The sequence below is a fragment of the Flavobacterium chryseum genome, assembly GCF_004362015.1.
Lineage (GTDB): Bacteria > Bacteroidota > Bacteroidia > Flavobacteriales > Flavobacteriaceae > Flavobacterium.
On record NZ_SNWW01000001.1, the window covers coordinates 797,867 to 820,478 of the forward strand.

Consider the following 22,612-nt stretch of genomic DNA (forward strand, 5'->3'; position numbering starts at 1 on the left):
AAAAAAATAGCTACTTTTACAGATGAATTTTCAATGATAATTTATCCAGGGATGCAAGAAAACAATACCATTACTTTTATTTTTCTAGCTATTATTTTACTGCTGATTTTCATCATTTGTTTTGTGGTGTATCAATTAATGCAATCTAAAAAAGCACAAGAGGATGCTGAAAAAAGCTTTTATGCACTCGAAGCAAAAGTGAATGATTTGCAATTAGAAAATTTAGAATCTAAACTAAATCCGCATCTTTTTAAAAATATTTTAAATTCAATTCAGTCACACGCTTATCAGACTTATTTTGCTTTAGATAAACTGGCTAATGTTCTGGATTATATTTTATACGAAAGCAAAAAGAAATTTGTAACTGCCAAAGAAGAAATTGATTTTGCTCTGAATTTAATCGAAATCAATAAAATCAAAATCAGTCCGCTTTTTGAATTGAAGATCAAAACCAACCTTAATAAAGAAGACAAATTATACGAACAGCCATTGCTTGCGCCGTTAATTTCGATAGATTTAATTGAAAATGCTTTTAAACATGCAGATTTGCAAAGTGCCGATGCCTTTATTTCGGTGGTTTTTGAGTTTAAAGACAATGCTTTTTCTATGACAGTTTCGAATAAAATTTCGGATAAAAAAGTATTAAAAAAGGAACGAAGCGGTTTTGGTCATGCCACATTAGAACACCGTTTGCGAATCATTTATAAAAATAACTTCAAACTTGACAGGTTTGTAGAAAACGACATTTATATAGCTCATCTAAAAATAGATTTACTTGAATACAAAACTGAAATGCTTGCTACTGGACGATGAGTTACCGGGATTAACGTACCTGAAAATGCTTTGTGAACAAATTCCTGAAGTAGAAATCGTAAAAACGTTTAATAATCCTGAAAAACTACTGGCCGAAATTCCAAATCTCGATTTTGATTTATTAATTTCTGATATCGAAATGCCTGGAATGGATGGCTTGCATCTGGCAGAAATGCTAAACAATAAATTAGTTATTTTTTGCACGGCTTATAAAGAATATGCTGCCGATGCTTTTAATATTGATGCCGTAGATTATATTACAAAACCTGTAAAACTGGATCGTTTACAAAAAGCGATCTCAAAAGCTTTTGAACGATTTAATAAACCAACTTCGGGTAAGAAATTCATTCAATTAAATACAGATAAGGGAAAAACGTTGTTGTATTTTAATGAAATTCAGTACATTAAAACGGCTGAGAGTGATAGCCGGGATAAAACGGTTCTGCTGACTGATGGAAGTTATTTGAATTTGAAAAACATTAAATTCGACACACTTCTCAAAGAATTACCTGAAGCCGATTTCTGCCGCATAAACAAAAAAGAAATCGTAGCAGTAAAGGCTATTAAATTCTTTAACCATAACGAAATTGTTTTGCATCATTTAGAAAAAAATGACAAAAGCAACGCGTTAATTCTTAGCGAAACCTATCGTTCTGACTTTCTAAAAAAGGTTAAAATCTAACTTATTACAAAGTTTTTCGGACTTGTTACATAGATTGAAAATTAGCTGTAAATTTACTTTTTCAGCTGAATTTCAGTTCAGATATTTGCGCCAATTATTAAAAATACAAGTTATGAATAACTTAAAAAACTCTTTGTTTTACGTAACAATTATTGGCGGTTTTGGCGCTCTGATATATTGGGTAATTTCAAAAGGAGCCGCTCTGGAAGTAGGCCGTGGAATTATTCAGAAAAAAATAGAAAGTAATCATTGGAACGATTTTCTTCATTCGATGGTTGAGAACCTGCAACATCCGTTAGCTATTTTATTAGCGCAGATTGTCACAATAATTTTAGTAGCCCGTTTATTTGGATGGGTTTTTAGAAAAATCGGACAACCCTCTGTAATTGGAGAAATGATTGCCGGAATTGTTTTAGGGCCCTCTTTGGTCGGAATGTATTTTCCTGAATTCTCAGCCGCTTTATTTCCAAAAGAATCTTTAGGAAACTTACAATTTTTAAGTCAGATTGGTTTAATACTTTTCATGTTCGTTATCGGGATGGAATTAGACTTAAAAGTGCTAAAAAATAAAGCACACGAATCTGTAGTAATCAGTCATGCCAGTATAGTAATTCCGTTTGCTTTAGGATTAACTTTAGCCTATTTTATCTATGGTACTTTTGCTCCGGAAGGCGTAGAATTTGCTTCTTTCGGATTATTTATGGGTATTGCGATGAGCATAACGGCGTTTCCGGTTTTGGCCAGAATTGTTCAGGAACGCGGCATGCAAAAAACAAAACTCGGAACCATTGCCATAACATGTGCTGCTGCAGATGATATTACGGCTTGGTGTATTTTGGCAGTTGTAATTGCAATTGTAAAAGCGGGTTCATTTACAAGTGCTTTATATGTAATAGGTTTGGCTATTTTATACGTAATTATTATGTTGAAAATAGTGCGTCCGTTCTTAAAACGTGTGGGAGATTTAAACTCAACTCGCGAAAGTTTGAACAAACCGGTTGTAGCAATCTTTTTTATAACACTTTTGTTTTCTTCTTACGCATCAGAATTAATTGGAATTCACGCTTTGTTTGGAGCCTTTTTAGCCGGAGCAATTATGCCGGAAAACAATAAATTCAGAAATATATTTATAGAAAAAGTTGAAGACGTTTCTATTATTGTTCTATTGCCATTATTCTTTGTATTCACAGGTTTACGTACACAAATTGGTTTATTAAACGATCCGTATTTATGGAAAGTTACTGCGGTAATTATTGCAGTTGCAGTAACCGGAAAATTCTTCGGTAGTGCGTTAGCAGCAAAATTTGTTGGACAAAACTGGAAAGACAGTTTAGCTATCGGAGCTTTGATGAATACACGTGGTTTGATGGAGTTGGTGGTTTTAAATATTGGTTATGATTTAGGAGTTCTTTCTACCGAAATTTTCACCATGATGGTCATTATGGCTTTGGTAACCACTTTTATGACAGGTCCGGCTTTAGATTTTATTGGATATATTTTTAAAGATAAGGTAACGGCAATTCCTGAGGAAATTGGAAATAAAAGTAAATTCAAAATTCTGCTTTCTTTTGCAACTCCTGAAAGAGGAAAAAAATTATTGAAAATCGCCAATAGTTTAGTAAAAAAACAACCTGACAATTCGATTGTAACCGCAATGCATTTGTCTTTAAGTACCGAAATACATTCGTTTGACGTAAAAGATCACGAACGCAAAATGTTAGTTCCGGTTATTGAAGAATCAGAACGTTTGAACCAGAATATGGTAAGTATTTTTAAAGTAACAAATGATATTGATACTGACATTATTGATACGGCAAACCAAGGCGAATACGATTTGTTGTTAGTAGGTTTAGGTCAATCTATTTTTGATGGAACTTTACTTGGAAAAATTCTCGGCTTTACGACCAGAATTGTAAATCCGGATCGTTTAATAGATAAATTTACAGGAAAAGAAGGTTTGTTCGAAAATTCTCCCTTCGATGAAAGAACACGTCATATTATTGCAAAAAGTAAAATGCCTGTCGGAATTTTTATTGATAAAGATTTAGAAGAAGTCAACCAGATTTTCATGCCAATTTTTACTCACGAAGATTCTTTTCTGATTGATTACGCTAAGAAATTAATCAACAATAATGGTTCGCAAATTACAGTTCTCGATGCCAGCGGCGAAGTAAAAAACACGCGCGATATTCAGGAAAGCATTCGCTCAATAGAGCAAATTGCCCCAAACCATATTATGATTATGAACGACAGAACAATAAAAAAAGAGTTTTTAGAAAGCCAAAACTTAATGATTATAAGTTTAGACAGTTGGAAAAAACTAATAGAATCTCAAAGTACGTGGTTGAATAATACACCTTCGGTTTTGATTTTGAAACCATAAAAGGGGAGAAATTTCAATCCCGAAGCTTTCGATAAAAATCCCAAATTCCAATCTTTAGAGATTTGGAGTTTGGGATTTTTTTTGTTTTAGTTCTTGGTTCTACACCCAGCTGTGTCATTTCGACGGAGGAGAAATCACATAACGGATTTCCGGTTCGTTGCTCTCTGGATGTGATTTCTCCTCCGTCGAAATGACACAAATTTATGAAAGCACTATCTACAACAAACCCGACAGGTTTTTAAAACCTGTCGGGTTTACTACATATAAGAAACAAAAAATTCCAAACCCCAACAGAAAGTTGGAATTTGGAATTTTAAAATATTGGAGTTTTAAATTATTAACCTACAAGGTTAATAATTTTACCCGGAACAATAATCACTTTATTTGGAGTTTTTCCGTCTAATTGTTTCAATGTTCTTTCATCTTTCATGATGATTTCTTCGATTTGCGCTGCGGTTAAATCCAAAGGCAATTCGATTGTGAAACGCATTTTTCCGTTGAAAGAAACTGGATATTCTTTATTAGTCTCCACTAAATGTTTTGCATCAAAAATTGGAAAATCAACTGTTGCAATTGATTCAGTATTTCCTAATTGCGACCATAATTCTTCTGCGATATGCGGTGCGTAAGGCGAAACCAAAATGGCTAACGGTTCTAAAATCGCTCTTGAATGACAATTTTGAGCAGACAATTCATTCACACAAATCATAAATTGAGAAACCGAAGTATTAAAAGAGAAACTCTCTATATCTTCTGCTACTTTTTTAATGGTTTTATGTAATGATTTTAAGTTGTCTTTTGTTGGTTCTTCGTTGTTTACGATTAAACCGTTATCATCAAAATACAATCTCCATAATTTTTTCAAGAAACCAAAAACTCCGGTTATTCCTCCAGTGCTCCAAGGTTTTGTTTGCTCTAACGGCCCTAAAAACATTTCGTATAAACGTAGAGTATCGGCTCCATATTCATTACAAATATCGTCAGGATTAACTACGTTATACCAACGTTTAGACATTTTCTCAACTTCACGACCAACGATAAATTTTCCATTCTCTAATATAAATTCACCATTTTCAAATTGGGGCTGCCATCTTTTTAATCTTTCAACATCAATTTCATCTGCTGCATTTACCATATTAACATCAATATGTAAAGCCTCAGTTTCATAATCATTTTTAAGGTTTTTAGAAATATATTTATTTGTTCCTGAAATTCTGTAAACTAATGCACTCGTCCCCAAAATCATTCCCTGATTAATCAGTTTCTTGAATGGTTCTTCGGTTGGAGCAAAACCTTTATCTTTTAAAAATTTATTCCAGAAACGAGAATATAGTAAATGTCCGGTTGCGTGTTCGCTTCCACCAATATATAAATCAACGCTTTCCCAATATTTCAACGCTTCTTTGCTCGCAAATTCGGTTTCGTTGTGTGCATCCATATAACGCATCCAATACCATGAGCTTCCTGCCCAACCTGGCATGGTGTTCAATTCTAAAGGAAAAATCGAAACATGATCTACTAAATCAGTATTAACAACTTTATTTTGTTTTGTATCCCAAGCCCAAACTGCTGCGTTTCCTAATGGAGGCAAACCGTCTTCGGTTGGTAGATATTTCTCTACTTCTGGTAAAATAATTGGCAAATGCTGTGCATCAATCATTTTTGGCAATCCGTTTACATAATAAACCGGGAAAGGTTCTCCCCAATAACGCTGGCGAGAGAAAACAGCATCACGCAAACGGTAATTTGTTTTTCCACTTCCTTGTTCGATTATTTCTAACTTGGCAATTGCCTTTTGCGTAGCATCTTTATAATTTAATCCGTTTAAGAAATCAGAATTAGCAATTTCAACATTTTCTTTCGAGCCGTAAGCCGCTTCAGAAATATCAACATTGGCAAAAATATTCTTGATTTCCGGCATTCCGTTCTGGCCTTTAAAGAAATTTGCAAAAGCATAATCTCTTTCGTCGCCACAAGGAACCGCCATTACAGCGCCTGTTCCGTAACCTGCCAAAACATAATCGCCAATCCAAACCGGAATTGGTTCTTTTGTAAACGGATGTTCAGCATAAGCTCCTGTAAATACTCCGGAAATGGTTTTTACATCGGCCATACGCTCACGCTCAGAACGTTTTGCTGTTTTTTCGATATAAGCTTCAACCGTAGCTTTTTGATCTGCAGTTGTAATCTCAGCAACCAAAGGATGTTCCGGTGCCAAAGTCATAAAAGTTACTCCAAAAATGGTGTCAGGACGAGTGGTGAAAACCTCAATAAAGGAGTCCTGAGTCTCTAGTCCTGAGTCTGACTTTGGACCAAGTACTTTAAACTTAACCATCGCACCAACTGATTTTCCAATCCAGTTTCTTTGCGATTCTTTTATAGATTCACTCCAGTCAATATCATTTAAACCCTGAAGCAAACGTTCTGCATAAGCAGAAATTCGCATGCTCCATTGTGTCATTTTTTTACGAATTACAGGAAATCCTCCACGCTCAGAAACGCCGTTTACGATTTCGTCATTTGCCAAAACAGTTCCTAAACCGGGACACCAGTTTACTTCAGTTTCAGCCAAATAAGTCAAACGATACTGCAATAGCATTTTTTCTTTCTGATCTTCAGAATAGGAATTCCATTCCTCGGCCGTAAAAATCGGAGCATTATCATCGCAAACCGCTTCAACCAAGACATTTCCTTCTTCTTCAAAAACCCTTACAAGTTCTGAAATATTAAATGCCTGATTTTGCTTTTTGCAATACCAAGAATTAAATAATTGAATAAAAATCCATTGTGTATGTTTGTAATAATCCGGATTTGAAGTTCGTACTTCACGGCTCCAGTCAAAAGAAAACCCAATTTTATCCAATTGTTTTCTATATCCTGCAATTTGTTTTCCTTCTTTATCAACGCCGCCATCAATATTTACACGCGTTGTATCTTCCGGACGCTGCCCAGTCTGAATCGCATATTGTTCTGCCGGTAATCCGAAACTGTCATATCCCATTGGATGCAAAACATTGAAACCCTGATGTCTTTTGAAACGAGAATAAACATCTGAAGCAATGTAACCCAGCGGATGCCCAACGTGTAATCCTGCTCCTGATGGATAAGGAAACATGTCTAAAACATAATGTTTCGGTTTTTCAGAGTTATTTTTTGCGGCAAAAGTTTGGTTTTCAGCCCAATATTTTTGCCATTTTTCTTCGATTTCGTTTGGATTGTATTTCATTGTAAAGGTTCAAAGGTTCAGAGTGACAAAGGTTTTAGGTTTTTGCCACCGAATTAAGTCGCAAATTTACATTTATTGTAGATTGTACCAAAGCTATTTTGTTGACAAACAAATAAAATAACAAAAAACGTCTCTTTCAATTAAGTAAAACACTTGTTTTCGAATATGGAATAACCTTTTGTCTACGAAAACTCAAAAATCATTTCCTTTTGATTTAACCGCAAATCGTGTTAAGTTTTTACTTAAAGGACTTTACTAAAAAAGCAAAGTTTGCAAAGCTTTATAAATACAAAGCTTTTCGAACTTTGCGCTATTATAAAACCACACATTAAAAAAACTTTTGAACACTTTGCGGTTAAACCAGCTTTCAAGGTTCTGAGAAGCTAAGATTCTTCGGTGTCTCAGTTTTTATCTTGATTGTTTTGAACATTAGTTGTACATTTATAGTAGGAAAGTTAAAAGTTTGGTCTTTATTAACTTCATTTAAAGAAATTCTTTATTATTTTTACCACATAATTTAAGCATATTATGAGTTCTAACTTTGATAAATTTCAAAAACGCAGGTTAATTTCCTCTTATTTTTCGGTTGTATTAAGTGTTTTTCTGGTATTATTCCTTTTGGGAGTACTGGGATTATTCATTATTAATTCTAAAAAACTGGCTGATGATTTTAAAGAAAAAATTGCAATGACGGTTTTCTTTAAAAATGAAGCTAATGATAGTGTTATAAAAGCATTCAATACTGAATTGAAAAGAGCTCCGTTTGCGAGATCTTATGTGTATGTTACCAAAGAAAAAGCGGCTAAAGAACACACTGATATTATTGGAGAAGATTTTCTAACGTTTTTAGGAGAAAATCCTTTATTGAATTCGTATGATATTCACTTAAAAGCAGATTATGTTGAAAGAGACAGTATTTTGCAAATCGAAAGCAATCTTCGTAAAAACACGATGATTGAAGACATTGTTTATGACAAACAATTGGTAAATCTAGTAAATGACAATATCAAAAAAGTAAGTATGTGGATTTTAATCATCAGCGGTTTCTTAACTGTTATTGCTGTTTTATTGATTAATAGTTCATTACGACTTTCTATACATTCTAATCGTTTTATTATTAAAACCATGCAGATGGTTGGAGCAACAAAAGCTTTTATTCGTAAACCATTTGTAAGCCGAAGCGTAAAATTAGGAATGTTGGGCGCAGGATTGGCCATTATTGCTTTAATCGGAGTCTTATTTTACGTCGATACTAATTTCCCGGGATTAGGAATTTTAGAAGATAAAGGATTGATCGGATTGGTATTATTAGCTGTTTTCGGATTAGGTGTTTTAATCACATGGGTAAGCACACACTTTGCAACACAACGTTTCCTGAATTTAAGAACAGACGATTTATATTAATTTTAGAATTTAGATTGCAGATTTTAGATTAAAAAAAATAAACTCATATAATAAAGAGGAAGAGATTGCTTCGTTCCTCGCAATGACAAAATGAAAAATAATAATAACGAAGAACAACAATCACACAAACAGGAATTCCTTTTTGATACCATCAACTACAAAATCTTATTGATTGGAATTGGTGTTATCGCACTAGGATTTATTTTAATGTCTGGTGGAGGAAGTGATAATCCGAATGTTTTTAACGAAGATGTATTTAGCTTTAGACGCATCCGTTTGGCTCCAACAACCGTTTTAATTGGTTTTGGAATTACGATTTATTCTATTTTCAAAAAATCTAAATAGACTTTTTTAGACTACTTAGACATTTTAGATCTTTAGATTAATCTTTTCTGAAAATCTAAGAAGTCTAAAATCTAAGAAGTCTAAAATCTAACAATCTAATTTAATGAATACATTACAAGCTATCGTTCTTGCCATTATTGAAGGAATAACAGAATTTCTACCTGTTTCTTCAACTGGTCACATGATTATTGCCTCTTCTTTTTTTGGAATTGCTCAGGAAGATTTTACTAAACTTTTTACGATTGTAATTCAGCTTGGCGCTATTCTATCTGTAGTTGTTTTATACTTTAAACGTTTCTTTCAAACACTTGACTTTTACTTTAAACTTTTGGTTGCGTTTATTCCGGCTGTCGTTTTAGGTTTGCTTTTAAGTGATTTTATTGATGGTTTATTAGAAAATCCGGTTACGGTTGCTATTTCACTTTTGATAGGAGGAGTTATTTTATTGAAAGTTGATGAATGGTTTAACAATCCAAATACAGCAGAAACTTCACAACAAATAACGTACTTGCAGGCTTTTAAAATTGGATTATTTCAATGTTTAGCCATGATTCCGGGAGTTTCACGAAGTGGAGCTAGTATAGTAGGAGGAATGTCTCAAAAATTATCAAGAACAACAGCGGCAGAATTCTCATTCTTTTTAGCTGTACCAACTATGTTAGGTGCGACAGTAAAAAAATGCTACGACTATTATAAAGCTGGTTTTGAATTATCTCACGATCAGATTAACTTATTGGTTATTGGGAATGTTGTTGCTTTTATTGTAGCACTTTTAGCGATTAAAACCTTCATTGGATTTTTGACTAAAAACGGATTTAAAGTTTTTGGTTATTACAGAATCATCGCCGGAATCGTTTTATTACTGATTCACTTTTTCATTCATCCCCTTACCATCATATAATGACGCCTGAAGAATATTTAAACGGACAAATTTTACTGATAGATAAACCTTTAAAATGGAGTTCGTTTCAAGCTGTCAATAAATTAAAATACCTTTTAATTAATAAAGTTGGACTTCCAAAAAAGTTCAAAATTGGTCATGCAGGAACTTTAGATCCTTTAGCGACCGGTTTATTATTAATTTGTACCGGAAAATTCACTAAAAGAATTACGGAACTGCAAGGTCAGGCGAAAGAATATACCGGAACTTTTTACATTGGGGCGACAACTCCGTCATACGATTTAGAAACAGAAATCGACGAAACTTTCGAAACCTCACATATCGATGAGGTTCTAATTCACGAAACGGTGAAACAGTTTTTAGGAGAAATCGATCAGAAGCCACCTATTTTCTCGGCTATTAAAAAAGATGGCGTTCGATTATACGAACATGCACGCGCCGGAGAAACGATAGAAATCGAAAGCAGAAAAACTACGATTCACGAATTTGAAATTACCAGAATTGCATTACCAGAAATCGATTTTAGGGTTGTTTGCAGCAAAGGAACTTACATTCGTTCGTTAGCTTACGATTTTGGAAAAGCAATGAATTCAGGATCGCATTTAACGGTTCTGCGCCGAACAAAAATTGGCGATTATGATGTAAGAGATGCAATTGATGTTACTTTGTTTGAAGAAAGCCTGAAATAAGTAATAAAAAAAAGCACATTACATATAAGACAATAGTAATGTGCCAGCTCCTAAATCAAAATATTTTTATTCCATCATTATCTTTGATGTTAATAATGAGGAATGTTTTTTCCTCCGAATAAAAATGTTGAAAATAAATCATAAAACCTTTCGAATAACTTTTTCATAATAGTGCATGTATTAATGGTTAAATATTAAATAGACACCAGTAAAAGAGTAAATCAAAAAGTAAATAATAGAAGTGGGATTACGATAGCAAGATACAAAAAATTTAATTACAAATAAATATTTTATTGATTTTTTAAGAACTAAAACATTTACCTTCAATGTGTTACCTAATCCATGTGTGGTTTTGAAGATTTATAATAGGAAAATTACAATCGGTTATATTTGATGTTTTCCATAATCTGAAGCAATTCTTCCTGAACAGATATTCCCTTATCAGCCAAATACCATAATTGCAAATCGGTTTTAATTTTTTCATCGATTACACCAAAATCTCTTTTATAATTCGTCATTAACTCCGTTGCGCCTTTTGGTCTTGGTCCCCAGTCTGCACGCACAATTCCGGCTTCTTTACAAATTATTACAACTTTTGGAATTGCTCTTCCTCCATTTGTCAAATATTGGCTCATTAATTCGTTGTTCTGATCTCTTAAAACAATTCGCACATCTACCTTTTTATTTGACTCTAAAGCCATTTTATTGATAATAGGAAGTATCTGAGCTGCATCTCCGCACCAGCCTTCAGAAATTACCAGCCAGATATAATGATTGTTTAATTGTTGTAGTTTCGAAATAACATCTTCAGAGATTTTAATGGTTTTCTCTAATCGATTCATTCGGGCTTCATTCAAACTTGTATAATGTGTCAGGCTTTCAGACTGCTGATCACCGGTTGATTTTCCTTCTGATAGTAAATCGGTAACTAATTTTCGATATTCAGCATAAGAATAACTATTGAATAATGCTTTGGCTACAATACTTTTCATATATGTTTCGTTTTGGATGTGATAAATTTACAAATTTTAGAAAGACAGCTGAATGACTTTTATCACATTCAAAAAAATAAATCTAAAAACATCAAAATTTAATCAGAAAAGAGTAATTAATTTTTGAAAACATTATTTTTAAAAAACAGAATATGTCTATATTTGCACAAATTAACGCAACACACAAATGAAATATAAAAGAATTCTTCTAAAACTGAGTGGAGAAGCCTTGATGGGTGATTTACAATACGGAATCGACCCTAAAAGACTGGCTGAATATGCTGAAGAGATACAGCAAATTCACAATAAAGGAGTTGAAATTGCTATTGTTATTGGAGGAGGAAATATTTTTAGAGGCGTTGCGGGAGCAAGTGCTGGTATGGATAGAGTACAAGGTGATTACATGGGAATGCTTGCCACTGTAATTAACGGAATGGCTTTGCAGGGTGCTCTTGAAGACAAAGGAATGAAAACGCGCTTGCAGACTGCTTTGAAAATGGAATCTATTGCAGAACCTTATATTAAAAGAAGAGCAGACCGCCACCTTGAAAAAGGCAGAATTGTAATTTTTGGTGCCGGAACCGGAAACCCTTATTTTACAACCGATACTGCAGCTGTTTTAAGAGGAATCGAAATTAACGCAGATGTTATTTTAAAAGGAACCCGTGTTGATGGTGTTTACGATTCTGACCCGGAAAAAAATGCTTCGGCAGTAAAATTCGATTTCATTTCGTTTGATGATGTCCTTAAAAAAGGATTAAACGTAATGGATACAACAGCTTTCACTTTAAGCCAGGAAAACAAATTACCAATAGTTGTTTTTGATATGAACAAAATAGGAAACCTATTGAGAATTTGCGAAGGAGAAAATGTTGGAACTGTAGTTAATATTTAAGCTATTTAGATTTGTTAGATTATTAGACTTTTAAGCTCAAATAATATCAAACAAACAATCCTAAAAAATAAAACATATTAGTTGGTATAATTTTAGATGTTAGATTTTTAAAACTAACTATCTAAGAATCTAAAAATCGAGAAAAAAAATGAATGAAGAAATAGACTTTATATTAGAAAGTACTGAAGAATCTATGAATGGTTCGATTGCCCACTTAGAAAAAGAATTTCTAAATATTCGTGCAGGAAAAGCTTCTCCGGCCATGCTTGGAAGCGTTTTTGTAGATTATTACGGATCAGCAACACCACTTTCGCAAGTTTCGAAAATAAGTGTTCCTGATGCAAGAACAATTACATTGCAGCCTTTCGAAAAAAATATGCTTCAAACGATCGAAAAAGCAATTATGATTGCCAACATCGGTTTTAATCCAATGAACAACGGTGATGTTATCATTATTAGCGTTCCGCCTTTAACAGAAGAGCGTCGTAGAGATTTGGCAAAACAAGCAAAAGCGGAAGCTGAAGATGCAAAAATTGGTGTTCGTAACGTTCGTAAAGATGCTAACACCGAGATTAAAAAATTAGAAAAAGATGGAACTTCTGAAGATGTTTGTAAATCTGCAGAAGAAGAAGTTCAGACGCTTACAAATACTTTTATTAGAAAAATAGATGAACTATTGGCTGCAAAAGAAGCCGAAATCATGAAAGTGTAAGTTTATTCAGTACAAATAAAAAATCCGTTTAGTTAAATTATACTGGACGGATTTTTTTATTCCTATTTTTGCGTACAAAATTTATAATGTTTTTGTTTCTGAACTATAATCCTCTCTATGAAGCTATTTTGTTTACTGACTTTGTTTTTCACGCTGCATATTCATGCGCAATTTCAAATAAACGGAATTGTGAACGACTCCAAAAACAAACCGCTTCCTTTTGCTACCATTACAACATCAGACAATAATAATACAATTACGGATGTCGACGGAAAATTTATTCTTTCCTCAACATCTAAAATTACTTCTTTTAAAGTTTCTTATATAGGTTTCAATACCAAAGTTATTACCATACTAGAAAATAAAAAGTTTTATCCGGTTTCGCTTTCTGAGAAAACAGATGATTTGAAAGAAGTTGTTATTTCTAATGAAAATCCCGCTTTGGCCATTATTAGAAATGTAATTGCAAATAAAAACAACAACAATCCGCAAAAAAAACTAAGCAGTTTTGATTATAAAACATACAACAAGCTAATAGTTACGGCTAATCCTGATTCTATCGATGGAAGAATTGATTCATCAGCAGCTTATAAAGACCTCGATAAAAAACGAATTAATGTAGATTCATCTGATTTTAAATTTAAAGAAATAATCAGCAAACAGCATTTGTTTCAAACAGAAAAATTATCGCAATATCAGTTTGGCAATAATAAACTTAAGGAAACAATTCTCGGTACAAAAATGGCAGGTTTTAAGCAGCCTGTTTATGAGATCATTGCATTCAATTTACAATCTATCTCAATTTACGATTCAAATTATGAATTGTTCGAAACAAGACATCAAAGTCCAATCGCGAACAATGCGCTTTCTGATTATAATTACAAACTTCTGGATACTGTAGCGATCAAAGGTAGAAATACCTATATGATTTACTTTAAAAACAAGAAAAAAAGAAAGTCGAATACGCTGGAAGGTGTTTTGTATATCGATCAGGAAAATTTTGCTGTTGCTAAAGCCGTAATGCGTACAAAAGCCGTGTTAGACATTAGCGGTGTTCACGAATTTGAATATGTTCCGAGTGAAAAACTGTGGTTTCAAAGTAACACAACTTTCAAAATTGTAAAAGGAAAAAACAAAGAAGATATTAAAATCTTAGGCGGAACAATTCAGTTTGATGCAGACGCGGAAGAAAATTTTGAACCAAGAAAAAAAGTAGCTTCAGATTTTACTTATTTACTTTCTGAAAGTAAAAATTTTGATATTCATTACAATACAAATACACCAATAAAAAATCCATCCCTTTACATTGAAATTAAAGATGATGCCAGCAATAAACCCGAAGCTTTTTGGAATAAATACAGAAAAGACAGTCTTGATTTAAAGAGTGAAAAAACATATCTTATATTAGATAGCCTTTCTTTGGATAGAAGAATAGAAAAACGATTAGGTTCTGGACGAAAAATCATTAATGGATTTTTTCCTATTGGCCCCGTTGATCTGGATTTGAAAAAAATAGTGAGCTACAATAATTACGAAGGCTTTAGATTAGGACTGGGCGGAATTACCAACGACCGTTTTTCTAAAAATTTCAGGATAGAAGGTTATGGCGCTTATGGTACAAAAGACGGTGTAACTAAATACAGTATAGGTTCCGGAGTTTTGCTTGATAAATACACCAATACATGGCTGAACGGATATTACACAGATGACATTCGTGAGATTGCAAGTACGGTGTTCGCAGTTGACAAGCGTGTTTTTAAGATTTATGACCCGCGTCCGATTAATATTAGTACTTTTTACGAATACATAAGCTGGAGAGCCAATCTTCAAACTAAAATAATTCCTAAAACCGAAGCTGTTCTGGAATTATCAACCAATGATATTACGCCAAAATTTGATTATCTTTTTAATCTTGACGGAAGACTGTATTCGCGTTATACTATGACAACCGTTATGCTGTCGATTGTTTGGGCACCATTTAGTGATTTCATGCAAACACCAACAGGCAGAACCGAATCTGATAAAAGATTCCCGAGGTTTACTTTTCAATACACACAATCATTGCCAAATGTATTAGGAAATGACTTTGCTTTTGGCAAAATAGATTTTAAAACAGAGTATGAAAAAAAATACCTGAACGGTCAAAAAACAAGTTTATTATTGCAGGGAGGTTATGCTATGGGCGACGTTCCTATTACACATCTATACAATACGGCGCCAAATAACCTAACAAAAGAAACTGTTGTACAGCGTATTACTTTTTCTGGAAGAAACAGTTTTGAAACCATGTATTTTAATGAGTTCTTTTCCAGTCAATATGTTATGTTTCAGATAAAACATGGTTTTGACCGAATTAAATTGCTAAGAAAAGTTAGTCCTTCATTAGTATTGGTTACCCGAATGGCATGGGGAAATATGAAAAATCCGGAACAGCATGTGGGACCAGCCTACAAAACTTTAGACAAAGGTTTTTTTGAATCCGGAATCGAGTTAAACAAGATCTACAAAGGGTTGGGTTTAGGCGGGTTTTATCGCTATGGACCAAATCAGTTACTGAGATTTGAAGACAACGTTGCGGTTAAAATTTCGTATGTGCTTGATTTGGGGTTATAAAAACTCTTTTTTCTATCCTATTCTAATTCTCTCCGTGCAAACTACTGAATGCCAAAATGACATTTTTTGAAATTGGTTCATAAATTGATGTTTGTTTTGTAACTTTAAATTCAATCAAAAAAAACTAAGTTATGGGAAGTGGATATTTAATTATTGCCGGAGCAATTATGTTATTTAGCTGGTTGGTAAGTTCAAAACTAAAAAGTAAATTCGAATTATACTCTAAATTGCAATTAAGAAACGGAATGAGCGGCGCTGAAATTGCTGAGAAAATGTTGGCTGATAATGGCATTACTGATGTTCGCGTTATTTCGACGCCAGGACAGTTGACAGATCATTATAATCCGTCAGATAAAACGGTGAATCTAAGCGAAGCAGTTTATAATCATCGTAATGCGGCTGCAGCGGCTGTTGCAGCTCACGAATGCGGTCATGCCGTGCAACACTCTATCGGTTACGAATGGCTAACGATGCGTTCTAAACTAGTTCCAATTGTAAGCGTTGCATCCAATTATGTGCAATGGATTTTGCTTGCCGGAATTTTGATGATGAGAACTTTTCCTCAATTATTATTGGTAGGAATTGTAATTTTTGCAGCAACAACATTATTTACTATTATTACTTTGCCAGTAGAATACGATGCGAGCAACAGAGCGTTAGCGTGGTTAGAAAATAAACATATGCTGACACAAGAAGAGCAGGCAGGAGCAAAAGATGCCTTAAAATGGGCTGCAAGAACTTATGTTGTAGCGGCAATAGGATCTATAGCAACTTTATTGTACTATATTTCGATTTATTCGGGAAGCAGGAGGAACTAGAAATTAAATTCCAATTTTTTAAATTCCAATTTTTTAAATTCCAAATTCCAAATTCCAAATTCCAAAATTGAAAATAAAAGCAAACCCGACAAATTTTAAAACTTGTCGGGTTTATTATTTGTAGTGCCTCCAATTTCAAAGTTGGAATTTAAATATTGAAATTTCTTTCTAAATTGGAATTTGGAATTTAAAAAATTGGAATTTCCTTTAAAGCTGTATTTGCCTGTCAATTTGCTGATCTAACGAGATAAATGTTTCAGTTCTTGAAACACCTTCAATCGCTTGAATTTTAGTATTCAAAAGCTGCATCAAATGTTCGTTATCACGGCAAATAATTTTTATTAAAACCGACCAGTTTCCGGTTGTGTAGTGACATTCTAAAACTTCAGGAATCTTCTTTAAATCTTTTACCGCTTCAGAATTTCTGGAAGCCTTATCCAGATAAACGCCAACAAAGGCCATTGTGTTATAACCTAAAACTTTTGGGTTAACAGTAAATTTAGATCCTGAAATTACGCCAGATTGTTCCAGTTTTTTCAAACGCTGATGAATCGCAGCTCCCGAAATTCCTATTTTATTGGCAATTTGTAAAATTGGTTTTCGTGCATCATCCATTAAATACCGAAGGATTTCTTTGTCGATGCCATCAATTTCAATTATAAGAGAGTTAATTTTCATAAGAGTTTTGGTTTGAAACTAATTTGGGTAATTTGGTTTAAAATAGAAATCAAATTTAAGAATTAAACTTTAGAATAATTTAGAAATGAAAGTTTAGATTGATTTTTTTGTATTGAGGTTTTTTACCATTAAGAGATTAAGAAAATAAAGAAAGAAGAACGCTTAATCTTTTCTTTAAAAATTCATTAAGATAGAGCTTAATTTATCTTAATCTCTTAATGATAAAACAAAAAAAATCCAAATCCCAACAAGCAGTTGGAATTTGGATTTTATAAATTTGATATTTTATTAAAAAAGGTTTATTTTCCTTTGTTTGCTTCGCTAATGTATTTTTCTAAAGCCATAGTCATCGAAGGAGTTTCAGGAGTTGGAGCAAGAATATCAATTCTCAATCCATAATCAAGGGCTTCTTTTTGAGTTGTGCTTCCAAAAACAGCAATTCTGGTTTCGTTTTGTTTAAAATCAGGAAAGTTTTTAAACAAAGATTTAATTCCGGTTGGACTAAAAAACGCTAAAACATCATAATAAACATCAGCTAAATCAGATAAGTCGCTCATTACAGTTTTGTAAAAAATCGCTTGTGTCCAATCTACTTTTAAATTATTTAAAGTAATAGGTGCGTCAGCATTTAACTGGTCAGATGCCGGAAGCAGGAACTTTTCGTCTTTGTATTTTTTAATTAGTGGAGATAAATCAGCAAAATCTTTTGCACCTACATAAATTTTTCGCTTTCTGTACACTACATATTTCTGTAAGTAAAACGCAACTGCTTCAGATTGACAAAAATATTTCAATCCTTCAGGAACTTTGTAGCGCATTTCGTCTGCTACTCTGAAAAAATGATCTACTGCATTTCTGCTTGTCAAAATAATCGCAGTGTAGTGATTTAGGTCGATTTTTTGTAATCGAATCTCTTTTGCGTTAACCCCTTCCACATGAATAAATGGTCTGAAATCAATTTTTATTTTGTGTTTTTGTTGGAGCTCAAAGTAAGGAGAATTTTCCACTTTAGGTTCAGGCTGTGACACCAAAATTGTTTTCACTTTCATATTATAAACATTTACTAAGCCACCTCTTTTGTTATCCAATAATACATGAAATAATAAGGGGCTATTTCAAGAGCGCAAAGATATAAAATAAAATAAAATAATTTACTGATTATTACGTTTTGATACGTTTTAATTGAAATAAAATAGGAGAATAGACTTATACATAGCGAAATGCCTATTATTACTAGGGGTACGCTCTTAGGAATGTTGTCAGAATAGAATAAAATAGCGTTAATTGGCAGTATTAAAACGCCAATGTAAGTTCTGTAAGTTGCCTTTTGCAGGTTGAAAAGGCTTACAAATTCGTCGATATTAAAAGAAGTTGCAACGATTTTTTCTATTAAAAATTTTCCTAAAATAAAATACAACAGAAATGTGGCAATCTGAATATACAAAATCCAATCAGTTTTTGACGCATATCCAAAAATATCCAAGGTAAGCTGGATGAAAAATGAAAATGAAAGAACTTGTACGAAAAACAATCCGACGATAAAACTGCCTTTTAAGTTGCTCGTATCGCGATAAATTTTTGCGTATTTATCTGAAAAAATAAGTTTACTAAATTCACTAAATCTGTTTTCGTAAGTCGATTTAGTAATAGCAACAAGCGCAAAGGCCACTACAAATAAAAATGTAGCCCAATCTTTGTTCTCGATAATTCTGGGATGAAGGTGTTCAGTCATAGCGTTACAAAATTAGTAATTTTTTGTATCAATACTTTTATTATACATTTATTATGAATGAAATGGCATAAAAAGTTTACTTTTGCGATGAAATTACGCAGAAAAATGAACGATTGCATTGTCATAATCCCAACTTATAACGAAATTGAAAATATAGAAAGTATAGTTCGAGCTGTACTTTCGCAACATAAACCTTTTCATCTTTTAATTATTGATGATAATTCTCCGGATTTTACTGCTAATAAAGTAATTGCATTACAGCAAGAATATCCGGGAAGATTATTTTTAGAAAAAAGAGAAAAAAAATCGGGTCTTGGAACGGCATATGTTCATGGTTTTAGATGGGCTTTGGAACGTAAATATGATTACATTTTTGAAATGGATGCCGATTTTTCGCATAATCCAAATGATCTTGAAAAATTATTTGATGCCTGCCATTTTGGTGGAGCTGATTTAGCGATTGGTTCTCGTTATGTAACAGGTGTAAATGTGGTAAACTGGCCATTGAGCCGTGTACTAATGTCATATTTTGCTTCGGTATATGTGAAATTTATTACCGGAATGAAAATTCATGATGCTACAGCCGGTTTTGTTTGTTATAAAAGAGAAGTTTTAGAAAAGATAAATCTCAATAAAATAAAATTTGTTGGTTATGCGTTTCAGATTGAAATGAAATACAGAACCTATTGCTCAAAATTTCAGATCACCGAAGTTCCTATTATTTTTACAGACAGAACAAGAGGAGTTTCGAAAATGAGCAATGCCATCATTAAAGAAGCTATTCTTGGCGTAATTTCCCTTAGATTAAAAAAATTAATCAATACATTATAAACCCAATGGCGATGAATAGGATTTTAATAAAAAATGCTAAAATTGTAAACGAAGGATCTATTTTTGAAGGTGATGTTTTGATTGAAAACGACCTAATTGTCGAAGTAGCAGACAGCATAAGTTTAAAAACTTCCGATTGTATAGTTATAGATGCCGAAGGGAGTTACTTAATGCCGGGCGCTATTGATGATCAGGTTCATTTTAGAGAACCGGGATTAACACACAAAGGCGACATAGAATCGGAGTCGAGAGCTGCTGTTGCGGGTGGAATTACTTCTTTTATAGAACAGCCCAATACCGTTCCTAATGCCGTTACACAAGAAATTTTAGAAGATAAATATCAGATTGCAGCGGTAAATTCATTTGCGAATTATTCGTTTATGATGGGTGCAACCAACGATAACTTAGAGGAAGTTTTAAAAACAAATCCAAGAAATGTTGCAGGGATCAAGATTTTTCTGGGTTCTTCTACCGGAAATATGTTGGTTGATAATGAAGCGACTTTAGAAAAAATATTCTCAAGTACGCAAATGTTAATTGCAGTTCACTGTGAAGATGAAACTACGATTCAAAATAATCTTGCCATTTTTAAAGAGCAATACGGAGAAGATATTCCGGTAACGGCGCATCATTTAATTCGTAGTGCCGAAGCCTGTTATATTTCGTCTTCAAAAGCAGTGGCGCTGGCGAAAAAAACCGGAGCACGTTTGCATATTTTCCACCTTTCAACAGCGAAAGAAATGGAATTGTTTACCAATAAAATTCCGTTAGAAGATAAAAAAATCACAGCTGAGGTTTGTATACATCATCTTTGGTTTACCGATGAAGATTACAAAACAAAAGGAAATTTCATTAAATGGAATCCTGCCGTAAAAACTGCTGATGACAGAAAAGAACTTTGGAAAGCTTTAAATGACGGCCGTATCGATGTTATCGCTACAGATCACGCTCCTCATACAAAAGAAGAAAAAAGCCAATCTTACTTAAAAGCGCCTTCTGGAGGGCCATTAGTTCAACATGCCGTTATTGCAATGTTTGAAGCGCATCATCAGGGAAAAATTACCGTTGAAAAAATCGTAGAGAAAATGTGCCATAATCCGGCAAAAATTTTCAAAATTGAAAAAAGAGGTTTTGTAAAAGAAGGTTATTTTGCCGACCTGGTGATTGTAAATCCGAGTTTGCCGTGGAGTGTGAAACCTGAAAATATTTTAGCCAAATGTGGCTGGTCTCCATTTGAAAATTATACTTTTAAATCGAGAATTACACATACTTTTGTGAATGGTGAGTTGGTCTATAACAACTTTAAAGTTAAAGACATTCGCGCCGGAAAAAGATTATTGTTTGATAGATAATAGAAAAAAATGAAGAATTTTATAGTAATAATATTGGTTTTGTTTCTTTCTGTAAGTTGTGAAAAAGCGTTGGTAAAACAACCAAAACGACTTATTGAGAAAGGAAAGATGATTGATATTATGTATGATTTATCTGTTTTGGATGCAATAAAATACAGTAATCCATTGTCGTTAGATTCTTCAGATACAAGTCCGAAGAAATTTATTCTTCAAAAATATAAAGTAGATAGTTTGCAGTTTGCTCAAAGTAATATGTACTACGCGGCAGATTATGAAAACTACAAAGACATGTTCGATCAAATTGCCAAGCGATTAGAAACGAATCAAAAGAAAGCGGATTCGTTAGTAAAGATTGAGGAGAAAAAAGCTGCGAAGGCAAAGAAAAAAAATAAAGGAAAAACAACAGAATCGGCTCCAAAACTTAATGAAGTAAAACCTTTGAAAAAAAGTAGTGTTGACTCAATAAGAAAAACAATGCAATTTAAAGCTAAAGCGCAGTCAAAAAAATAAATTACAATTTCGATACTTCTTTTATGTATTGATGTACATCTAAAAAAACCGTTCCCAGAGCGGTTTTTATTTTTTCATTAGAATAGAGATTCTTGGAATAAGAAGCTTTTGCAGTTGCTTTTGTTAATCTTCTTTTCTGGAAAAATAAGGTAGAAAATAGTGCATCGGCAATCCAGAGGAAATTCATAAATAATGAATTGGCATGAATGCTTGGCCTCTTTACTTTTAAAACATCTGCAATAGTGTTCAAAATATCACGGAAAACAATATTATCAGCAATTAAAGTAAAGCGTTCGTTTTTGATGTCGCTTTTTATCAATTCATATGATATTTTTACAACATCGCTTATGGCAATAAATCCGGTATTTCCAAGTGTATAAAACGGAAGTCCATTCGCTACTTTTACATAAAGTTCAGCACTTCCCTGATCGCAATTTTTTGTTTTGGGAATTGGACCTAAAATAACACCGGGATTTATAATAATAATATCCAGACCTTCCTGAACACCACGCCAAACTTCCATTTCTGCGCCGTATTTCGAAATGGCATAATCACTATGCGGTTTTTCAGGATTCCAATCTGTTTCTTCTGTAATGTAAGTTTCGTGAGGCGCTAAATCTCCCAAAGCTGCAATAGAGCTAACAAAGCAGAATTTCTTTATCTCTTTAGCAATCGAAAAATTAACCATATTGGCAGTTCCTTCAATATTAGTTTTTCGAAGTGCATTTTCATCTTTTGGATCAAATGAAATTAAGGCAGCGCAATGATAAACATATTCAATATCGATAAAAGCAATTTCTAATGAAGGAACGTCTAAAATGTCGGCTTCAACCCAATTGATTCTTTCGAACAAATCTGCTTTTTTATATAATTCAAAAACCGATTTTGTTTTTTGAATTTTATTTATGTCTCGATAAATCGCTCTGACATTTTCTCCGTTTTCAATTAAATGAAGTAATAAATGTGAGCCAACCAAACCCGTTCCTCCTGTTACTAGTACCATTTTGTAAAGATAGCGATTTTGATAAATCAATTA

20 protein-coding genes are annotated in these 22,612 nt (G+C 33.2%); 14 read left to right on the top strand and 6 right to left on the bottom strand.

Translation table 11 applies throughout. The features are described from left to right. The first annotated feature begins 51 nt into the window (after positions 1 to 51). The 3 genes from EV143_RS03335 (at position 52) to EV143_RS03345 (ending at position 3,878) form a co-directional block, all read left to right on the top strand. Entirely contained in the window at positions 52 to 813 is a 762-nt protein-coding gene (locus EV143_RS03335; protein ID WP_133506652.1) for a sensor histidine kinase, read from the top strand. Continuing rightward, the gene (locus EV143_RS03340; RefSeq protein WP_133506553.1) at positions 776 to 1,495 is read left to right on the top strand and encodes a LytR/AlgR family response regulator transcription factor; all 720 of its coding nucleotides are present in this window, start codon (positions 776 to 778) and stop codon (positions 1,493 to 1,495) included. Before EV143_RS03335 ends, EV143_RS03340 begins: the two co-directional genes overlap by 38 nt. A gap of 112 nt (positions 1,496 to 1,607) precedes the next feature. Beyond that, positions 1,608 to 3,878: a cation:proton antiporter gene (locus EV143_RS03345; RefSeq protein WP_133506554.1), complete on the top strand. Its 2,271-nt coding sequence runs from the start codon at positions 1,608 to 1,610 to the stop codon at positions 3,876 to 3,878. 337 nt (positions 3,879 to 4,215) lie between these two features. Here EV143_RS03345 and leuS read toward each other — a convergent pair whose 3' ends face one another. Further along, positions 4,216 to 7,104 (bottom strand): leucine--tRNA ligase, encoded by a 2,889-nt coding sequence (gene leuS / locus EV143_RS03350; protein ID WP_133506555.1) that lies wholly within the window; start codon positions 7,102 to 7,104, stop codon positions 4,216 to 4,218. A gap of 528 nt (positions 7,105 to 7,632) precedes the next feature. Between leuS and EV143_RS03355 the strand changes: the two genes are divergently transcribed. From EV143_RS03355 to truB, 4 genes are all read left to right on the top strand, one after another. After that, on the top strand, positions 7,633 to 8,508 hold the full coding sequence (locus EV143_RS03355) for a cell division protein FtsX (protein ID WP_133506556.1): 876 nt from the start codon (positions 7,633 to 7,635) through the stop codon (positions 8,506 to 8,508). Between the two features lie 90 nt (positions 8,509 to 8,598). Next, positions 8,599 to 8,853 carry a DUF3098 domain-containing protein gene (locus tag EV143_RS03360; RefSeq protein WP_133506557.1) on the top strand — a complete coding sequence of 85 codons (255 nt, stop codon included), beginning with the start codon at positions 8,599 to 8,601 and terminating at the stop codon, positions 8,851 to 8,853. 103 nt (positions 8,854 to 8,956) lie between these two features. Then, on the top strand, positions 8,957 to 9,754 hold the full coding sequence (locus tag EV143_RS03365) for an undecaprenyl-diphosphate phosphatase (protein ID WP_133506558.1): 798 nt from the start codon (positions 8,957 to 8,959) through the stop codon (positions 9,752 to 9,754). Continuing rightward, on the top strand, positions 9,754 to 10,443 hold the full coding sequence (truB, locus tag EV143_RS03370) for a tRNA pseudouridine(55) synthase TruB (RefSeq protein ID WP_133506559.1): 690 nt from the start codon (positions 9,754 to 9,756) through the stop codon (positions 10,441 to 10,443). Before EV143_RS03365 ends, truB begins: the two co-directional genes overlap by 1 nt. A gap of 374 nt (positions 10,444 to 10,817) precedes the next feature. Here truB and EV143_RS03375 read toward each other — a convergent pair whose 3' ends face one another. Then, a complete protein-coding gene (locus EV143_RS03375) occupies positions 10,818 to 11,435 on the bottom strand; it encodes a thioredoxin family protein (protein ID WP_133506560.1) in 618 nt (205 codons plus the stop codon). A 187-nt stretch (positions 11,436 to 11,622) separates the two neighbouring features. Here EV143_RS03375 and pyrH point away from each other — a divergent pair, with 187 nt between their 5' ends. The 4 genes from pyrH to EV143_RS03395 all read left to right on the top strand — a co-directional run bounded on the left by pyrH (position 11,623) and on the right by EV143_RS03395 (position 16,473). Continuing rightward, positions 11,623 to 12,330, top strand: coding sequence for a UMP kinase (gene pyrH / locus EV143_RS03380; RefSeq protein WP_133506561.1), 708 nt, complete (start codon positions 11,623 to 11,625; stop codon positions 12,328 to 12,330). A gap of 148 nt (positions 12,331 to 12,478) precedes the next feature. Further along, positions 12,479 to 13,042, top strand: a complete 564-nt coding sequence (frr, locus tag EV143_RS03385) for a ribosome recycling factor (protein ID WP_133506562.1) — start codon at positions 12,479 to 12,481, stop codon at positions 13,040 to 13,042. Between the two features lie 117 nt (positions 13,043 to 13,159). Further along, positions 13,160 to 15,655 (top strand): DUF5686 family protein, encoded by a 2,496-nt coding sequence (locus tag EV143_RS03390; RefSeq protein WP_133506563.1) that lies wholly within the window; start codon positions 13,160 to 13,162, stop codon positions 15,653 to 15,655. A gap of 131 nt (positions 15,656 to 15,786) precedes the next feature. Continuing rightward, on the top strand, positions 15,787 to 16,473 hold the full coding sequence (locus EV143_RS03395) for a zinc metallopeptidase (protein WP_133506564.1): 687 nt from the start codon (positions 15,787 to 15,789) through the stop codon (positions 16,471 to 16,473). 207 nt (positions 16,474 to 16,680) lie between these two features. On the opposite strand, the gene EV143_RS03400 is transcribed toward EV143_RS03395, so the two are convergent. The 3 genes from EV143_RS03400 to EV143_RS03410 all read right to left on the bottom strand — a co-directional run bounded on the left by EV143_RS03400 (position 16,681) and on the right by EV143_RS03410 (position 18,883). After that, positions 16,681 to 17,151 (bottom strand): Lrp/AsnC family transcriptional regulator, encoded by a 471-nt coding sequence (locus EV143_RS03400; protein WP_017496220.1) that lies wholly within the window; start codon positions 17,149 to 17,151, stop codon positions 16,681 to 16,683. A gap of 299 nt (positions 17,152 to 17,450) precedes the next feature. Further along, positions 17,451 to 18,200 (bottom strand): uroporphyrinogen-III synthase, encoded by a 750-nt coding sequence (locus EV143_RS03405; protein WP_133506565.1) that lies wholly within the window; start codon positions 18,198 to 18,200, stop codon positions 17,451 to 17,453. A gap of 14 nt (positions 18,201 to 18,214) precedes the next feature. Continuing rightward, complete coding sequence (locus tag EV143_RS03410; protein ID WP_133506566.1) at positions 18,215 to 18,883, bottom strand: DUF4271 domain-containing protein; 669 nt, start codon at positions 18,881 to 18,883, stop codon at positions 18,215 to 18,217. Positions 18,884 to 18,988: 105 nt separating this feature from the next. On the opposite strand from EV143_RS03410, the gene EV143_RS03415 reads away from it, so the two are divergent. The 3 genes from EV143_RS03415 to EV143_RS03425 are packed head-to-tail and all read left to right on the top strand — an operon-like array spanning position 18,989 to position 21,576. Further along, on the top strand, positions 18,989 to 19,714 hold the full coding sequence (locus tag EV143_RS03415; protein WP_133506653.1) for a polyprenol monophosphomannose synthase: 726 nt from the start codon (positions 18,989 to 18,991) through the stop codon (positions 19,712 to 19,714). A gap of 11 nt (positions 19,715 to 19,725) precedes the next feature. Next, on the top strand, positions 19,726 to 21,066 hold the full coding sequence (locus tag EV143_RS03420; RefSeq protein ID WP_133506567.1) for a dihydroorotase: 1,341 nt from the start codon (positions 19,726 to 19,728) through the stop codon (positions 21,064 to 21,066). Between the two features lie 9 nt (positions 21,067 to 21,075). Continuing rightward, on the top strand, positions 21,076 to 21,576 hold the full coding sequence (locus tag EV143_RS03425) for a DUF4296 domain-containing protein (RefSeq protein ID WP_133506568.1): 501 nt from the start codon (positions 21,076 to 21,078) through the stop codon (positions 21,574 to 21,576). Between the two features lies 1 nt (position 21,577). Here EV143_RS03425 and EV143_RS03430 read toward each other — a convergent pair whose 3' ends face one another. After that, on the bottom strand, positions 21,578 to 22,579 hold the full coding sequence (locus EV143_RS03430) for an NAD-dependent epimerase/dehydratase family protein (RefSeq protein ID WP_133506569.1): 1,002 nt from the start codon (positions 22,577 to 22,579) through the stop codon (positions 21,578 to 21,580). Positions 22,580 to 22,612: the final 33 nt, after the last annotated feature.